We start from the raw sequence: 15,136 nt of genomic DNA on the forward strand, positions 1-15,136 counted from the left end.
GGGGGGGGGGGGGGGGCGTGGGGGGCGACCGACAGAAAGGCACGACAAGAAAAAGCAGGGGCGCCCCGAAGGGCGCCCCCTGACGGATCGCGAAACGGTCGCGATCAGAAGCGGTGAATCCACGACACGCCCCAGACCATCGGGTCGACCTTGGCGGTGCCGATGTCTGCGCCGTTCAGCCGCGCGTCGAGGTTGATGTCGATATAGCGCACGTCGAAACGCACGGCGTTGGTCTCGTTGACCTTGACGTCGACACCGGCGTGAGCGGCGAGGCCCCAGCTGTTGCTCAGATCAAGGTCGGTCCCGGCGAGCGGTCCGACTTCCTTCTCTTTCAGCACGGCGGTGTAGTTCACGCCCGCGCCGACGAAGGGAACGATCTGCTGGCCGTTGTCGAAGTGGTACTGCAGCGAGACGGTGGGCGGCAGCTCGGTCACTTCGGCAGCCTTGGCACCGTTCAGCCGCACGTTGTGCTTGAACGGGGTGGCGGCCAGAACCTCGATGCCGACATTGCGATAGACGAAGTATTCGAGGGTGAACGTCGGCTGAACGTTCTCGCCGACCGAGCTCTTGAACACGCCAGCCAGCGTGCCGTTGTTGTCCTTCGGCACGACGTTGCCCAGGCCGATGCCCAGGGTGAAGGTGCCCGCGTCCTGCGCCGCGACGGCACCGGGGATCAGGCTCAGGCCGGCGATCGCGGCGAGAATGAGGTTTCTCATCAGTCTTGTCCTTCGTTTGAGACCTACGGGCGCCAATGTCTCCCGATTGCCCCCCCCGACCTTGACCCAAATCAAGCTTTCGTGACGGGGCGTGTGGACAATTTGACGCAGCCGGCGCGGCCTGCCGCCGGATCGTTCCGCGCCGGCCGGCTACAGGACAGGGCCGGCTGCCGGCTGCCGCACTTCGGGCTGAGCTGCCCGCGTCGGCCTCAGAGGTTCGCCGAGTGAATTTGTCGAGATTGGCCGGTGCCTGATCTTCATAAATGCTACATTGTCTTTGTATTTTAAGGGGGTGCGATTCATCGGAAAGTTCCGATATGTCCGGGTGACGTCGCGACGCCGGTGGTGTTTTCCGCGGCCCCGGGATAGTCTCTCGGTTGACCCGGGAACGGGCCGGGGCTAAAGCTCGGTCAGCCGGAACCGGCGCGACGATAGGTCGCGCATCGAGGGAGCCAGAACCGTGCACGAGCTGCTACGCGAATATCTTCCCATCCTCATCTTTCTCGGCCTCGCCATCGTGCTGGGTATCGTGCTGGTCCTGTCGGCCGTGGTGTTCGCCGTGCGCAACCCCGACCCCGAGAAGGTGTCGGCCTATGAATGCGGGTTCAACGCCTTCGACGATGCCCGCATGAAGTTCGACGTGCGCTTCTATCTGGTGTCGATCCTGTTCATCATCTTCGACCTCGAAGTGGCGTTCCTGTTTCCCTGGGCGGTATCCTTCGGTCAGATCAGCATGACGGCGTTCTGGTCGATGATGGCCTTCTTGGGTGTGCTGACGGTCGGCTTCATCTACGAATGGAAGAAGGGGGCGCTGGAATGGGCGTGATGACCTCTGCCAATACTGCGGGAGCGGACCGCGAGGTCGCGACGCAGGCTCTGAGCCGCGAGCTGACCGACAAGGGCTTCCTGCTGACCTCGACCGAGGATCTGATCAACTGGGCGCGCAACGGCTCGCTGCACTGGATGACCTTCGGTCTGGCCTGCTGCGCGGTCGAGATGATCCAGGCCTCGATGCCGCGCTATGACCTCGAACGCTTCGGCACCGCGCCGCGCGCCTCGCCGCGTCAGTCGGACGTGATGATCGTCGCCGGCACCGTGACCAACAAGATGGCGCCGGCGCTGCGCAAGGTCTACGACCAGATGCCCGAGCCGCGCTACGTGATCTCGATGGGGTCCTGCGCCAATGGCGGGGGCTATTACCATTACAGTTATTCCGTGCTGCGCGGCTGCGACCGGATCGTTCCGGTCGACATCTACGTGCCGGGCTGTCCGCCCTCGGCGGAGGCGCTGCTTTATGGTATCTTGCAGCTGCAACGCAAGATCCGCCGCACCGGCACGCTGGTGCGCTGAGAGGAGGCCGAGATGACCGAAGCCCTGAAGGAACTGGCCGACCACATCGCGCGCCGCCGTGCCGCCGACGTGCTGTCGACCGAGATCGCCTTCGATCAGCTGACCGTGACGGTGCAGGCCTCGGCGATGCCGGAATTCGTCGAATTCCTGCGCGACGACACCAACTGCCGGTTCTCGACGCTGCTCGACATCACCGCGATCGACTGGCCGACCCGGCCGGCGCGGTTCGACATCGTGTGGAACTTCCTGTCGATGTGGCGCAATCAGCGCATCCGCGTGAAGGCCGCCGTGCGCGAGGACGAGATGGTGCCCTCGGTCACCTCGGTGTTCGCGGGCGCGAGCTGGTACGAGCGCGAGGTGTTCGACATGTTCGGCGTGATCTTCTCGGGTCACCCGGATCTGCGCCGCCTGCTGACCGATTACGGCTTCCGCGGCCATCCGCTGCGCAAGGATTTCCCGACCTCGGGCTATGTCGAGCTGCGTTACGACGAGGTGCAGAAGCGCTGCGTCTACGAGCCGATCAAGCTTGTGCAGGAGTATCGTCAGTTCGATTTCCTGTCGCCCTGGGAAGGGTCGAAATACGTTCTGCCCGGCGACGAGAAGGCGGGCTGAGGCTCGGTCCGGGCCGCGAAAGGCCCGGGTTCCGCAGATCTGAAAGGTTTACCCATGGACGGCGATATCCGGCAGAACCATTACGACGACGGCTCGCAGGACCTCCTGACGGGCGAGCAGAAGATTCGCAACTTCAACATCAACTTCGGCCCGCAACACCCTGCGGCGCATGGTGTTTTGCGTCTCGTGCTCGAACTCGACGGCGAGATCGTCGAGCGTGTCGATCCGCATGTCGGGTTGTTGCACCGCGGCACCGAGAAGCTGATGGAAAGCCGCACCTATCTGCAGAACCTGCCGTATTTCGACCGGCTGGACTACGTGTCTCCGATGAACATGGAACATGCCTGGTGCCTGGCGATCGAGAAGCTGACCGGCACGGTGATCCCGAAGCGCGCCTCGATCATCCGCGTGCTCTATTCCGAGATCGGCCGGATCCTGAACCATCTGCTCGCGGTGACCTCGCAGGCGATGGACGTGGGCGCGCTGACCCCGCCGCTGTGGGGCTATGAAGAGCGCGAAAGCCTGATGATCTTCTACGAGCGGGCCTGCGGTGCGCGTCTCCATGCCAACTACTTCCGGCCGGGCGGGGTGCATCAGGATCTGCCGCCCGATCTGATCGACGACATCGAGGCCTGGGCGCACAAGTTCCCGAAGCGGCTCGACGACATCGAGACGCTGCTGAACGAGAACCGCATCTTCAAGCAGCGCAACGTCGACATCTTCACCATCACCGAGGAGGACATCCTCCGCTGGGGTTATTCCGGCGTGATGGTGCGCGGCTCGGGCCTCGCCTGGGATCTGCGGCGCTCGCAGCCCTACGAGTGTTATGACGAATTCGACTTCAAGGTCTGCACCGGCAAGAACGGCGATTGCTACGACCGCTATCTCGTGCGCATGGCCGAGATGCGGGAGAGCACGAAGATCATCCTGCAAGCCTGTGATATGCTTCGCAAAACGCCGGGCGACGTCATGGCGCGCGGCAAGGTGTCGCCGCCGCGGCGCGCCGACATGAAGACCTCGATGGAAAGCCTGATCCATCACTTCAAGCTGTATTCCGAGGGCGTCCATGTCCCGGCCGGCGAGGTCTATACCGCCATCGAGGCGCCTAAGGGCGAATTCGGCGTCTATCTGGTGTCGGATGGCAGCAACAAACCCTACCGGGTCAAGCTGCGCTCGCCCGCCTATGCCCATCTGCAATCGCTCGATGAATGCGCGCGCGGCTATCTGCTGGCCGACGTCGCCGCGATCATCGGCACGCTCGACATCGTCTTCGGGGAGATCGACCGCTAATGCTCCGCCGCCTGCATCCTGACCAGCCCGCCAGCTTCGAGTTCACCCCGGCGAACCTCGAGTGGGCGAAGGCGCAGATCACCAAATATCCCGTCGGCCGGCAGGCTTCGGCGATCATTCCGCTGCTGTGGCGCGCGCAGGAGCAGGAGGGCTGGCTCAGCCGCCCGGCGATCGAATATGTCGCCGATTTCCTCGGGATGCCCTACATGCGTGCGCTGGAAGTGGCGACCTTCTACTTCATGTTCCAGCTCGCCCCGGTGGGCTCTGTCGCGCATCTGCAGATCTGCGGCACGACGCCTTGCATGGTGCGCGGCTCGGACGATCTGATCGAGGTGTGCAAGCGCCGCATCGCGCCGGAGCCGTTCCAGCTCTCGGCCGATGGCAAGCTGAGCTGGGAAGAGGTCGAGTGCCTCGGCGCCTGCTCGAACGCACCGATGGCGCAGATCGGCAAGGACAATTACGAGGACCTCTCGCCCGAGAGCCTGGAGACGCTGATCGACGAGATCCTCGCCGGCAAGGTGCCGGTGCCGGGCTCGCGCGTCGGTCGCTTCTCGTCGGAGCCGGTCGAGGGCCAGAAGGTTCTGCTCGAAACCGTGGGCGAGGCGGAGGCGCACAACGCCTCGGTCGCGCGGGCGCTGTCGCTGAACGATACGCTCAAGCGCATCGACGGCACCGAGGTCGAACTGCGCACGCCGTGGATGGTGTCGGGCCAGCGCCGGGCCGTGGGTGTGCAGGGCGCCGATCAGGCCCCCGCCGCGCCGCGTCCCTTGTCGGCCGTGCAGCAGGCCGAGGCGCAGAAGGCGATCCGCGAGGCCGCCGAAGCCCGTCTTGCCGCCGATGCAACGCAGTCGAAGACCAACGATTACTGATCCCGGTTTCGGGGTGTGGCGGGGCCGAGGCCCGGCACGAGAGAGGATAACGAGATGCTCAAGGATCAGGACCGGATTTTCACCAACCTCTACGGCCAGCATGACCGCTCGCTGAAGGGGGCGATGATGCGTGGCTCCTGGGACGGCACGAAGGAGATCATCCTCAAGGGCCGTGACTGGATCATCAACGAGATGAAGACCTCGGGTCTGCGCGGCCGTGGCGGCGCGGGCTTCCCGACGGGGCTGAAATGGACCTTCATGCCGAAGGCCTCGGACGGGCGGCCGTTCTTCCTGGCGATCAACTGCGACGAGTCGGAGCCCGGCACCTGCAAGGACCGCGAGATCATGCGCCACGACCCGCACCATCTGGTGGAGGGTGCGCTTCTCGCCGGTTTCGCGATGGGGGCGGAGGCCGCCTATCTCTATATCCGCGGCGAATACATCCGCGAGCGCGAGGCCCTGCAGCAGGCGATCGACGAGGCCTATGAGGCCGGCTTCCTCGGCCCCGACGCCTGCGGCTCGGGCTATGCCTTCGACGTCTATCTGCATCACGGCGCCGGCGCCTATATCTGCGGCGAGGAAACCGCGCTTCTGGAATCGCTCGAAGGCAAGAAGGGGATGCCGCGCATGAAGCCGCCGTTCCCGGCGGGCGCGGGCATCTACGGTTGCCCGACGACGGTGAACAACTGCGAATCCATCGCGGTGGTGCCGACGATCCTGCGCCGCGGCGGCAGCTGGTATGCCTCGTTCGGACGGCCGAACAACACCGGCGTGAAGCTGTTCGCGGTCTCGGGCCATGTCAACACGCCCTGCGTGTTCGAGGAATCCATGGGGATGCCGCTCAAGGATCTGATCGAATATTACGGCGGCGGCGTGCGCGGCGGCTGGCAGAACCTGAAGGCGGTCATTCCGGGCGGCGCCTCCTGTCCGATCCTGACGGCCGAGCAGTGCGAAGACGCGATCATGGATTTCGACGGCATGAAGGCGGTCAAATCGTCGTTCGGCACGGCCTGCATCCTGGTGATGGATCAGTCGACCGATGTGGTGAAGGCGGTCTGGCGTCTGGCGAAGTTCTTCAAGCACGAGAGCTGCGGCCAGTGCACGCCCTGCCGCGAGGGCACCGGCTGGATGATGCGCATCATGGAGCGCATCGTGACCGGCGAGGCGGAGCTTGAGGAAATCGACATGCTGGTGAACGTCACCAAGCAGGTCGAGGGGCACACGATCTGCGCGCTCGGCGATGCGGCGGCCTGGCCGATCCAGGCGCTGGTGCGCAACTTCCGCGAGGAAATCGAAGACCGGATCAAGGCTCGCAAGAGCGGACGCATGGGGGCGATGGCAGCGGAATGATGACTCGTATTGCAACTGCGGTGCTGATCCTCGCCACGCTGGCGTCCTGCGGCGGCGTGAACAAAGAGGGCCATCTGGTGCCCCCGTCGCCGCCCGACGTGTTCCAGGGCTACAGCATGGCGCATGGCGCCGACGGTTCGGTGATCGTGACGCGCAACGCGCCGATGTTCACCAATTCGGACGGCGCCGAGGCGCGTCAGGCCGCCGAGAAGCTGTGCCCGGCCGGGGTGAAGACCTCGCCCAACGACCGCTTCCAGGGCGGTGCCTGGATCTTCGTGGGCGGCTGCCAATGAGTGTGCAGCCGTCAATGAACCCGCAGAAGAACGAACGGATCTGAACCATGCCGAACCTGCGTAAAGTCCTGATCAACGGCGCCGAGATCGAGGTCGATCCCAACCTGACGATCCTGCAGGCCTGTGAGCAGGCCGGGATCGAGGTTCCGCGCTTCTGCTATCACGAGCGGCTTTCGGTCGCCGGCAACTGCCGCATGTGCCTCGTCGAGGTGCAGGGCGGTCCGCCGAAGCCCACCGCGTCCTGCGCCATGCAGATCAAGGATCTGCGCCCCGGCCCGGACGGTGCGCCGCCGGTCATCAAGACCAACACGCCGATGGTGAAGAAGGCGCGCGAAGGGGTGATGGAGTTCCTGCTCATCAACCACCCGCTCGACTGCCCGATCTGCGATCAGGGCGGCGAATGCGACCTGCAGGACCAGGCGATGGCCTATGGCGTCGATTTCAGCCGCTACCGCGAGGAAAAGCGCTCGCGTTCGGACGTCAACCTCGGGCCGCTGGTCGCGACCAAGATGACGCGCTGCATCAGCTGCACCCGCTGCGTGCGCTTCACCACCGAAGTCGCCGGCGTCAGCCAGATGGGCCAGACCGGCCGCGGCGAGGATGCCGAGGTGACCTCGTATCTCGGCCAGACGCTCGACAGCAATCTGCAGGGCAACATCATCGACCTGTGCCCGGTGGGCGCGCTGACTTCGAAGCCCTATGCCTTCACCGCCCGCCCGTGGGAGCTGAGCAAGACCGAAAGCATCGACGTGATGGATGCGCTCGGTTCCGCGATCCGGGTCGACACCAAGGGCCGCGAAGTGAAGCGCATCATGCCGCTGAACAACGATGCGGTGAACGAGGAATGGCTGTCCGACAAGGGCCGCTTCATCTGGGACGGTCTGCGCCGTCAGCGTCTTGACGTGCCTTACGTTCGCGAGAACGGCAAGCTGCGCAAGGCGAGCTGGTCCGAGGCGCTCGGCACTGCTGCGGCGGCGCTGAAGGGGACGAAGGTTCTCGGCCTCGTCGGCGATCTCGCCCCGGTCGAGGCGGCGTTCAGCCTGAAGCGGATGATCGAGAGCCTCGGCGGTTCGGTCGAGTGCCGCACCGATGGCGCGCGTCTGCCGGCGGGCAACCGCTCGGCCTATGTCGGCACGGCTGCGATCGCCGATCTCGACACGGCGAAGCGTATCGTGCTGATCGGCACCAACCCGCGCAACGAGGCGCCGGTGCTGAACGCGCGCATCCGCAAGGCCTGGCTGAACGGCGCCACGGTGACCGTGGTCGGCCCGGATGCGGATCTGACCTATGACTACACCTCGGCCGGCGCTGATCGGGCGGCGCTGAAGGCGCTGGTCGCTGCGGCCGAACCCGTCGAGGGGACGGTGGTCATCGTCGGGCAGGGCGCGATCACGGAAGCCGACGGCACCGCGGTTCTCGCCCATGCGATGGCGCTTGCCGGCAAGATGGGCGGCAAGTTCCTGGTGCTGCACACGGCTGCGTCCCGCGTCGGCGCGATGGATGTCGGCGCGGTGACCGAAGGGGGCCTCGAGGCCGCCGTCGCCGGCGTGCAGACGATCTTCAACCTCGGTGCCGACGAGATCGACATCAAGCCGCGTTCCGAGGGCGGGCCCTTCGTGATCTATCAGGGCAGCCACGGCGACCGCGGTGCGATGCGCGCCGACGTGATCCTGCCGGCCGCCGCCTATACCGAGGAAAACGGCCTCTTCGTCAACACCGAGGGCCGGGTTCAGCGCGCGTTCCGCGCCGCTTTCCCGCCGGGCGAGGCGAAGGAGAACTGGGCGATCCTGCGTGCACTCTCGGCCGAGGTCGGTCAGGTGCTGCCGTGGAACGATCTGGCGGGCCTGCGCAAGGCGCTGATCGCCGCGGTGCCGCATATGGGCGCGCTCGACGCGGTCGCGGCGGTGGAATGGCGGCCGCTCGATCTGATCGACATGGCCGAGGCCGGCTTCCGGCACGCGATTTCCGACTATTACCTGACCAACCCGATTGCCCGGGCCTCGGTGGTGATGGCGGAGTGCTCGGCTCAGGCCAAGGCGCGGGCGGCGAAGCCCGCCGTCGCGGCGGAGTGAGGCGATGGGGCGGACGATGCTCAGCGCGGTCCTGCTGGCTGGCCTGATGGCCGGGCAGGGCGGCTGTGCCTCGGCCGCTGAGACGACACAGGGCGCGGCGGCGAAGAAGGCGCCGGACCTGAGCTATGAAGGGATCGAAACGCATATGCTGCAGGACGATCTCGTCGAATTCAGGCTGGCGATCGGCGGCGGTGCCGATGCGGCGGCGATGAATGCCTATGCCGATTGCGCCGTGGCGCAATACGCGCAGATCCGCGGCTTCGGCTATGCACGCCCGGTGAGGGTGCTGCTGGACCGGTCCGGGCGGATGCTGCGCGGCAACGCGGCCTATCTGCTGTCGCGCGACCGCCCCGAGGGGCGACGTGTGATCGCGGCGGAACCGACGCTGAGCGCGTGCCGGGCGGGGGGGATCCCGACGGTATGACGGGCAGCGGAACGGGCAAAACGAAGACTTGGGGCCGGGACGAAACCCGGCGCGGACTGAAGCGGTCAGAGGGACGACATGGCTGAGTTTCTGGCAACACCATTTGGCACATTCCTGCTGATCCTCGGGCAGTGCCTGCTGGTCACGGTGTGCATTCTCGTGGCTCTGGCCTTTCTGATGTATGCCGACCGCAAGGTCTGGGCGGCGGTGCAGATGCGGCGCGGGCCGAACGTGGTCGGCCCCTTCGGCCTGCTGCAGAGCTTCGCCGACTTCATCAAGTATATCGTCAAGGAAATCATCGTGCCGGCCGGTGCCGACAAGCCGGTGTATTTCCTCGCGCCGATGCTGTCCTTCGTGCTGCCGGTCATCGCCTGGGCGGTGATCCCGTTCAACGAGGGCTGGGTGATCTCGGACATCAACGTCGCGATCCTCTATATCTTCGCGGTGTCCTCGCTCGAGGTCTACGGCGTGATCATGGGCGGTTGGGCGTCGAACTCGAAATATCCGTTCCTCGGCTCGCTGCGCTCTGCGGCGCAGATGGTCAGCTACGAGGTCTCGATCGGTCTGATCATCATCGGCGTCATCATCTCGACCGGCTCGATGAACTTCGGCCAGATCGTCGAGGCGCAGAAGACCGGCTTCGGCTTCCTCGGCTGGTATTGGCTGCCGCATCTGCCGATGGTGGTGCTGTTCTTCATCTCGGCGCTGGCCGAGACCAACCGTCCGCCCTTCGATCTGCCCGAGGCGGAATCGGAACTCGTCGCCGGCTATCAGGTCGAATACAGCTCGACCCCGTTCCTGCTGTTCATGATCGGCGAGCTGATGGCCGTGGTGCTGATGTGCGCGCTGATCTCGCTGCTGTTCTTCGGCGGCTGGCTCAGCCCGATCCCGGGACTTCCGGACGGGGTGTGGTGGCTGATCGCGAAGATGGCGGTGATGTTCTTCATCTTCTCGATGGTGAAGGCGATCGTGCCGCGCTACCGCTACGACCAGTTGATGCGGGTCGGCTGGAAGGTGTTCCTGCCGCTGTCGCTCGGCTGGGTGGTGCTGGTGGCGTTCCTGGCGAAATTTGAAGTCTTCGGCGCCTTCTGGGCCCGCTGGACGATGGGCAGCTGAGTGGGGGGAGGTCCGAGATGGCTTTCGATTACGCACGCGCGGCGAAATACTTCGTCCTGTGGGATTTCATCAAAGGGTTCGGCATCGGGATGCGCTACTTCTTCGCACCCAAGGTCACGCTGAACTATCCGCACGAAAAGGGGCCGCTGTCGCCCCGGTTCCGCGGCGAACATGCGCTGCGCCGTTATCCGAACGGCGAGGAACGCTGCATCGCGTGCAAGCTGTGCGAGGCGATCTGCCCGGCACAGGCGATCACCATCGACGCGGAACCCCGCGCCGACGGCTCGCGGCGCACGACGCGCTATGACATCGACATGACGAAGTGTATCTACTGCGGTTTCTGTCAGGAAGCCTGCCCGGTGGATGCCATCGTCGAGGGGCCGAATTTCGAATTCGCCACCGAGACCCGCGAGGAGCTGTTCTACGACAAGGAGAAGCTTCTCGACAACGGCGCCCGGTGGGAGAGCGAGATCGCCCGCAACCTCGAGCTCGACGCTCCGTATCGGTGAGGCGGGCGATGAACGGGACTAACGGAACGAGGCCGGCACCGCGCCGCCTTGCAGGAGACGACAGATGACGGTCTTTGCATTCTACCTCTTCGCCCTTGTGGCGGTGGTCGCGGGGCTCATGGTGGTGATGTCGCGCAACCCCGTGCATTCGGTGCTGTGGCTGATCCTGACCTTCCTCTCGGCCTCGGGGCTGTTCGTGCTGATCGGGGCGGAATTCGTCGCGATGCTGCTGATCATCGTCTATGTCGGCGCGGTCGCGGTGCTGTTCCTGTTCGTGGTGATGATGCTCGACATCGACTTTAACGCGCTGCGCGGGCGGTTCGTCGAATATGCGCCGGTGGGCGGGCTGTTCGCGGTGATCTTGCTGGTGCTTCTGGGCGTCGGCATTGCCGCCTGGCACGAGGCGCCGGGTGCGGCGGCACTGCACGGCTCGCCGATCCCCGAGGGGGTGCAGAACACCGCGGCCATCGGCCTCGTGCTTTATGACAAATACATCTACCTGTTCCAGTCGGCCGCGCTTGTGCTGCTGGTGTCGATGATCGGGGCGATCTTGCTGACGCTGCGCCACCGCACGGACGTGAAGCGCCAGAACGTGATGCGTCAGATGCACCGCGATCCGGCCAAGACGCTTGAACTCGTGGACGTGAAACCGGGGCAGGGGCTGTGATGGGCCGCGCGCAACGGAAATCTGGGCGGAACCCGGAGGGACAACGATGATTGGAATAGAGCATTATCTGGCGGTCGGGGCGATCCTGTTCGTGATCGGCATCTTCGGCATCTTCGTGAACCGCAAGAACGTCATCATCATCCTGATGTCGATCGAACTGATGCTGCTGGCGGCCAATATCAATCTGGTGGCGTTCTCGGCGCTGTCGGGGGATCTGGTGGGGCAGGTGTTCACCATGCTGGTGCTGACGGTGGCCGCCGCTGAATCGGCGATCGGTCTGGCGATCCTCGTGGTGTTCTTCCGCAACCGCGCGACCATCGCGGTCGAAGACGTCAACGTGATGAAGGGATAAGCCGGCATGGAAACGATCATTGTTCTTGCGCCGCTTGTCGGCGCGGTCGTGGCCGGGCTGTTCTGGCGCGCGATCGGCGAGAAGGGCGCGATGGCTGTCGCGACGGGGCTTTTGTTCCTCGCCTGTGCGCTGAGCTGGATCGCCTATCTCGGCTTCGACGGGGTGACCCAGCATGTCGAGATCGCGCGCTTCATCGACTCGGGCGCGCTGAAGGCCGGGTGGGGCATCCGGCTCGACCGGCTGACCGCGATCATGCTGATCGTGGTGACGACGGTCTCGGCGCTGGTGCACCTCTACAGCTGGGGCTACATGGCCCACGATCCCGAGTTCGACGCCGACGAGCCTTACAAGGCGCGCTTCTTCGCCTATCTGTCGCTCTTCACCTTCATGATGCTGTCGCTGGTCACCGCCGACAACCTGGTGCAGATGTTCTTCGGCTGGGAGGGCGTGGGCCTCGCCTCCTATCTGCTGATCGGCTTCTACTTCAAGAAACCCTCGGCCTCGGCGGCTTCGATCAAGGCCTTCGTGGTCAACCGGGTCGGCGATTTCGGCTTCCTGCTCGGGGTGTTCGCGCTTTACGTCGCGACGGGTTCGGTGTGGTTCGACGATATCTTCGCCGTGGCGCCGACGCTCGCCGACAAGCCGCTGCACTTCCTGGGCGTCGACTGGAATGCCGCGAACCTCATCGGCTTCCTGCTGTTCATCGGCGCGATGGGCAAGTCGGCGCAGCTGCTGCTGCACACCTGGCTGCCGGACGCGATGGAAGGCCCGACGCCGGTCTCGGCGCTGATCCACGCCGCGACCATGGTCACGGCGGGCGTGTTCCTCGTCTCGCGCATGTCGCCGCTCTATGAATACGCCGACGCGACGCGCGCCTTCATCATCTTCATCGGCGCGCTGACCGCCTTCTTCGCCGCGACCGTGGGTCTGGTGCAGAACGACATCAAGCGCGTCATCGCCTATTCGACCTGTTCGCAGCTCGGTTACATGTTCGTGGCCGCGGGCTCGGGCATCTACTCGGCGGCGATGTTCCACCTGCTGACCCACGCCTTCTTCAAGGCGATGCTGTTCCTGGGCGCCGGCTCGGTCATCACCGCGACGCATCACGAACAGGATCTGCGCAATTACGGCGGTCTGCGCAGCAAGATCCCCGTCACCTTCTGGGCGATGATGATCGGCACGCTGGCGATCACCGGTGTCGGCATTCCGCTGACCCAGATCGGTTTCGCGGGCTTCCTGTCGAAGGACGCCATCGTCGAGAGCGCCTTCGGCTCGGGTTACACCTACGCCTTCTGGCTGCTGGTCATCGCGGCCGCCTTCACCGCCTTCTACTCCTGGCGGCTGATGTTCCTGACCTTCTTCGGCACCGCGCGTGGTGAGGCGGTCTCGCACGCCAAGGAAAGCCCGATGGTCATGCTGGTGCCGCTGATGGTGCTGGCGGTGGGCGCGGTCTTCGCCGGCATGGTATGGCAAGGCGACTTCTTCGGCTCCGAAGCCGGCATCGCTGCCTATTTCAACATGGGCGAGACGAGCGGCACGGGCTCGATCTTCATGCTGGGCGGCAAGGAGGTCCTCGAGGCCGCGCATCACGCGCCGGTCTGGGTCAAGGTGGCGCCCTTCGTCGCGATGGTGCTCGGTTTCGCCGTGGCCTTCGTGTTCTACGTCACCAGCCCCGCGATGCCGCGCAAGCTCGCGACGGCGCTGCCGGGACTGTATCGGTTCCTGCTCAACAAGTGGTATTTCGACGAGCTTTATGACGTGCTCTTCACCAGGACGTCGAAGCGGATCGGCCAGTGGCTGTGGAAGCGCGGCGACGAGGATACCATCGACGGCGCGATCAACGGCATCGCCTTCGGCATCGTGCCCGCGCTCGCGCGCTTCGGCAGCCGGGTTCAGTCCGGCTATCTCTTCCACTACGCCTTCGCGATGGTCATCGGCATCGTCGGGCTCATGATCTGGGTCGTCCTGACCGGAGGGTCGCACTGATGCAGAACCTGCTTTCCATCATCACCTTCACGCCGCTGGTGGCGGCGGCGATCCTCGCGCTGGTGATGCGCAGGGGCACCGACGAGACCCGGCGCAACGCGCGCTGGTTCGCGCTGACGGCGACCTCGGCGACCTTCCTGATCTCGCTGTTCCTGTTCTTCGGCTACGATCCGGCAAAGACCGGCTTCCAGTTCGTCGAGGACAAGGACTGGATCTTCGGTCTGCATTACAAGGTCGGCGTCGACGGTATCTCGGTGCTGTTCGTGATGCTGATCACCTTCCTGATGCCGATCACCATCCTGTCGGCCTGGAAGAACGACCGCCGCGTCAAGGAATACATGACCGCCTTCCTGGTGCTGGAAGGGCTGATGCTGGGCACGTTCACCGCGCTCGACATCGTGCTGTTCTACGTGTTCTTCGAGGCCTCGCTGATCCCGATGTTCCTGATCATCGGTGTCTGGGGCGGGCCGAACCGGGTCTATGCGACGTTCAAGTTCTTCCTCTATACCTTCGCGGGTTCGGTGCTGATGCTGGTCGGCCTCGCCGCGATGTATATCGAGGGCGGCACCACCGACATTCCGGCACTGATGAATCATCAGTTCTCGACCGATGCGATGACGGTGCTGGGCATTCCGGTGCCGGGTGGCGTGCAGACGCTGCTGTTCCTCGCCTTCTTCCTGTCCTTCGCGGTCAAGATCCCGATGTGGCCGGTCCACACCTGGCTGCCCGACGCCCACGTTCAGGCGCCGACGGCGGGCTCGGTCGACCTCGCGGCCATTCTGCTGAAGGTCGGCGGCTACGGCTTCCTGCGCTTCTCGCTGCCGATGTTCCCGGTGGGCTCCGAGATGATGTCCGAGATCGTGCTGTGGCTGTCGGTCATCTCGATCGTCTGGGCCTCGCTCGTCGCGCTGATGCAGACCGACATGAAGAAGCTGATCGCCTATTCGTCGATCGCCCACATGGGCTATGTCACGATGGGTATCTTCACCTTCAACCAGCAGGGTATCGACGGCGCGATCTTCCAGATGATCGGGCACGGCTTCACCTCTTCGGCGCTGTTCCTCGGTGTCGGCGTGATCTACGACCGGATGCACACCCGCGAGATTTCGGCCTTCGGCGGATTGCAGAAGCGGATGCCGGTCTATGCCGGGGTGTTCCTGTTCTTCACCATGGCCAATATCGCGCTGCCGGGCACGCCGGGCTTCGTGGGCGAGTTCCTGACGCTGACCGGCGCCTTCCAGGCGCACACCTGGGTCGCGATGGTGGCGACGACGGGCGTGATCCTGTCGGCGGCCTACAGCCTGTGGCTGTTCGCCCGCGTGTTCACCGGCCCGATGGTCAAGGAGGCGCTGAAGACGGTGCTCGACCTCGATCTGCGGGAAAAGGCGATGCTGTATCCGCTGATCGCGGTGACGCTGCTTCTGGGCCTCTATCCCGCGATCGCCACCGACATCATCAGCCCGACCGTGGCCGAGCTGGTGAGCAACTATCATGCCAGCCTGTCCGCCGTGGCGGGGCAGTGAGGGGGAA

General features: G+C 64.8%; 16 protein-coding genes. 15 read left to right on the forward strand and 1 reads right to left on the reverse strand.

All coding sequences use genetic code 11. The annotated features are described in order from the left end of the window. Positions 1-104: 104 nt before the first annotated feature. Positions 105-716, reverse strand: a complete 612-nt coding sequence (locus CG50_RS07590; protein ID WP_036636749.1) for an OmpW/AlkL family protein — start codon at positions 714-716, stop codon at positions 105-107. A 460-nt stretch (positions 717-1,176) separates the two neighbouring features. Here CG50_RS07590 and CG50_RS07595 point away from each other — a divergent pair, with 460 nt between their 5' ends. From CG50_RS07595 to CG50_RS07665, 15 genes are all read left to right on the forward strand, one after another. Then, positions 1,177-1,542, forward strand: coding sequence for an NADH-quinone oxidoreductase subunit A (locus tag CG50_RS07595; protein ID WP_036636751.1), 366 nt, complete (start codon positions 1,177-1,179; stop codon positions 1,540-1,542). Then, positions 1,533-2,066, forward strand: a complete 534-nt coding sequence (locus CG50_RS07600; RefSeq protein ID WP_211248582.1) for a NuoB/complex I 20 kDa subunit family protein — start codon at positions 1,533-1,535, stop codon at positions 2,064-2,066. The genes CG50_RS07595 and CG50_RS07600 overlap by 10 nt, the downstream gene beginning before the upstream one ends. A 12-nt stretch (positions 2,067-2,078) precedes the next feature. After that, positions 2,079-2,678 (forward strand): NADH-quinone oxidoreductase subunit C, encoded by a 600-nt coding sequence (locus tag CG50_RS07605; RefSeq protein ID WP_036636753.1) that lies wholly within the window; start codon positions 2,079-2,081, stop codon positions 2,676-2,678. 54 nt (positions 2,679-2,732) lie between these two features. Next, the gene (locus tag CG50_RS07610; protein WP_036636755.1) at positions 2,733-3,968 is read left to right on the forward strand and encodes an NADH-quinone oxidoreductase subunit D; all 1,236 of its coding nucleotides are present in this window, start codon (positions 2,733-2,735) and stop codon (positions 3,966-3,968) included. After that, positions 3,968-4,837 carry an NADH-quinone oxidoreductase subunit NuoE gene (nuoE, locus tag CG50_RS07615; protein ID WP_081880336.1) on the forward strand — a complete coding sequence of 290 codons (870 nt, stop codon included), beginning with the start codon at positions 3,968-3,970 and terminating at the stop codon, positions 4,835-4,837. Before CG50_RS07610 ends, nuoE begins: the two co-directional genes overlap by 1 nt. A 54-nt stretch (positions 4,838-4,891) precedes the next feature. After that, positions 4,892-6,187 carry an NADH-quinone oxidoreductase subunit NuoF gene (nuoF, locus tag CG50_RS07620; protein WP_036636757.1) on the forward strand — a complete coding sequence of 432 codons (1,296 nt, stop codon included), beginning with the start codon at positions 4,892-4,894 and terminating at the stop codon, positions 6,185-6,187. Next, a complete protein-coding gene (locus CG50_RS07625) occupies positions 6,184-6,480 on the forward strand; it encodes a hypothetical protein (RefSeq protein WP_152559465.1) in 297 nt (98 codons plus the stop codon). Before nuoF ends, CG50_RS07625 begins: the two co-directional genes overlap by 4 nt. 47 nt (positions 6,481-6,527) lie before the next feature. Beyond that, the gene (nuoG, locus tag CG50_RS07630; protein ID WP_036636761.1) at positions 6,528-8,552 is read left to right on the forward strand and encodes an NADH-quinone oxidoreductase subunit NuoG; all 2,025 of its coding nucleotides are present in this window, start codon (positions 6,528-6,530) and stop codon (positions 8,550-8,552) included. 4 nt (positions 8,553-8,556) lie between these two features. Further along, positions 8,557-8,976, forward strand: a complete 420-nt coding sequence (locus tag CG50_RS07635; protein WP_051909703.1) for a hypothetical protein — start codon at positions 8,557-8,559, stop codon at positions 8,974-8,976. Between the two features lie 78 nt (positions 8,977-9,054). Further along, entirely contained in the window at positions 9,055-10,092 is a 1,038-nt protein-coding gene (nuoH, locus tag CG50_RS07640) for an NADH-quinone oxidoreductase subunit NuoH (protein WP_036636763.1), read from the forward strand. A 17-nt stretch (positions 10,093-10,109) separates the two neighbouring features. After that, positions 10,110-10,601, forward strand: a complete 492-nt coding sequence (nuoI, locus tag CG50_RS07645) for an NADH-quinone oxidoreductase subunit NuoI (protein WP_036636765.1) — start codon at positions 10,110-10,112, stop codon at positions 10,599-10,601. A gap of 64 nt (positions 10,602-10,665) precedes the next feature. Next, on the forward strand, positions 10,666-11,268 hold the full coding sequence (locus CG50_RS07650; protein ID WP_036636767.1) for an NADH-quinone oxidoreductase subunit J: 603 nt from the start codon (positions 10,666-10,668) through the stop codon (positions 11,266-11,268). A gap of 46 nt (positions 11,269-11,314) precedes the next feature. Further along, a complete protein-coding gene (gene nuoK / locus CG50_RS07655; RefSeq protein WP_036636769.1) occupies positions 11,315-11,620 on the forward strand; it encodes an NADH-quinone oxidoreductase subunit NuoK in 306 nt (101 codons plus the stop codon). Between the two features lie 6 nt (positions 11,621-11,626). Next, complete coding sequence (gene nuoL, locus CG50_RS07660; protein WP_036636770.1) at positions 11,627-13,606, forward strand: NADH-quinone oxidoreductase subunit L; 1,980 nt, start codon at positions 11,627-11,629, stop codon at positions 13,604-13,606. Further along, the gene (locus CG50_RS07665; RefSeq protein ID WP_036636772.1) at positions 13,606-15,129 is read left to right on the forward strand and encodes an NADH-quinone oxidoreductase subunit M; all 1,524 of its coding nucleotides are present in this window, start codon (positions 13,606-13,608) and stop codon (positions 15,127-15,129) included. Before nuoL ends, CG50_RS07665 begins: the two co-directional genes overlap by 1 nt. Positions 15,130-15,136: the final 7 nt, after the last annotated feature.

The sequence above is a fragment of the Paenirhodobacter enshiensis genome (genome assembly GCF_000740785.1).
Classification (GTDB): domain Bacteria; phylum Pseudomonadota; class Alphaproteobacteria; order Rhodobacterales; family Rhodobacteraceae; genus Rhodobacter; species Rhodobacter enshiensis.

What these genes read in the sequence shown, in the direction of transcription:
- CG50_RS07590 (WP_036636749.1), bottom strand. Translation starts at nt 716, where the DNA reads ATGAGAAACCTCATTCTCGCCGCGATCGCCGGCCTGAGCCTGATCCCC.
- CG50_RS07600 (WP_211248582.1), top strand. Translation starts at nt 1,533, where the DNA reads ATGGGCGTGATGACCTCTGCCAATACTGCGGGAGCGGACCGCGAGGTC.
- CG50_RS07605 (WP_036636753.1), top strand. Translation starts at nt 2,079, where the DNA reads ATGACCGAAGCCCTGAAGGAACTGGCCGACCACATCGCGCGCCGCCGT.
- CG50_RS07610 (WP_036636755.1), top strand. Translation starts at nt 2,733, where the DNA reads ATGGACGGCGATATCCGGCAGAACCATTACGACGACGGCTCGCAGGAC.
- nuoE (WP_081880336.1), top strand. Translation starts at nt 3,968, where the DNA reads ATGCTCCGCCGCCTGCATCCTGACCAGCCCGCCAGCTTCGAGTTCACC.
- nuoF (WP_036636757.1), top strand. Translation starts at nt 4,892, where the DNA reads ATGCTCAAGGATCAGGACCGGATTTTCACCAACCTCTACGGCCAGCAT.
- CG50_RS07625 (WP_152559465.1), top strand. Translation starts at nt 6,184, where the DNA reads ATGATGACTCGTATTGCAACTGCGGTGCTGATCCTCGCCACGCTGGCG.
- nuoG (WP_036636761.1), top strand. Translation starts at nt 6,528, where the DNA reads ATGCCGAACCTGCGTAAAGTCCTGATCAACGGCGCCGAGATCGAGGTC.
- CG50_RS07635 (WP_051909703.1), top strand. Translation starts at nt 8,557, where the DNA reads ATGGGGCGGACGATGCTCAGCGCGGTCCTGCTGGCTGGCCTGATGGCC.
- nuoH (WP_036636763.1), top strand. Translation starts at nt 9,055, where the DNA reads ATGGCTGAGTTTCTGGCAACACCATTTGGCACATTCCTGCTGATCCTC.
- nuoI (WP_036636765.1), top strand. Translation starts at nt 10,110, where the DNA reads ATGGCTTTCGATTACGCACGCGCGGCGAAATACTTCGTCCTGTGGGAT.
- CG50_RS07650 (WP_036636767.1), top strand. Translation starts at nt 10,666, where the DNA reads ATGACGGTCTTTGCATTCTACCTCTTCGCCCTTGTGGCGGTGGTCGCG.
- nuoK (WP_036636769.1), top strand. Translation starts at nt 11,315, where the DNA reads ATGATTGGAATAGAGCATTATCTGGCGGTCGGGGCGATCCTGTTCGTG.
- nuoL (WP_036636770.1), top strand. Translation starts at nt 11,627, where the DNA reads ATGGAAACGATCATTGTTCTTGCGCCGCTTGTCGGCGCGGTCGTGGCC.
- CG50_RS07665 (WP_036636772.1), top strand. Translation starts at nt 13,606, where the DNA reads ATGCAGAACCTGCTTTCCATCATCACCTTCACGCCGCTGGTGGCGGCG.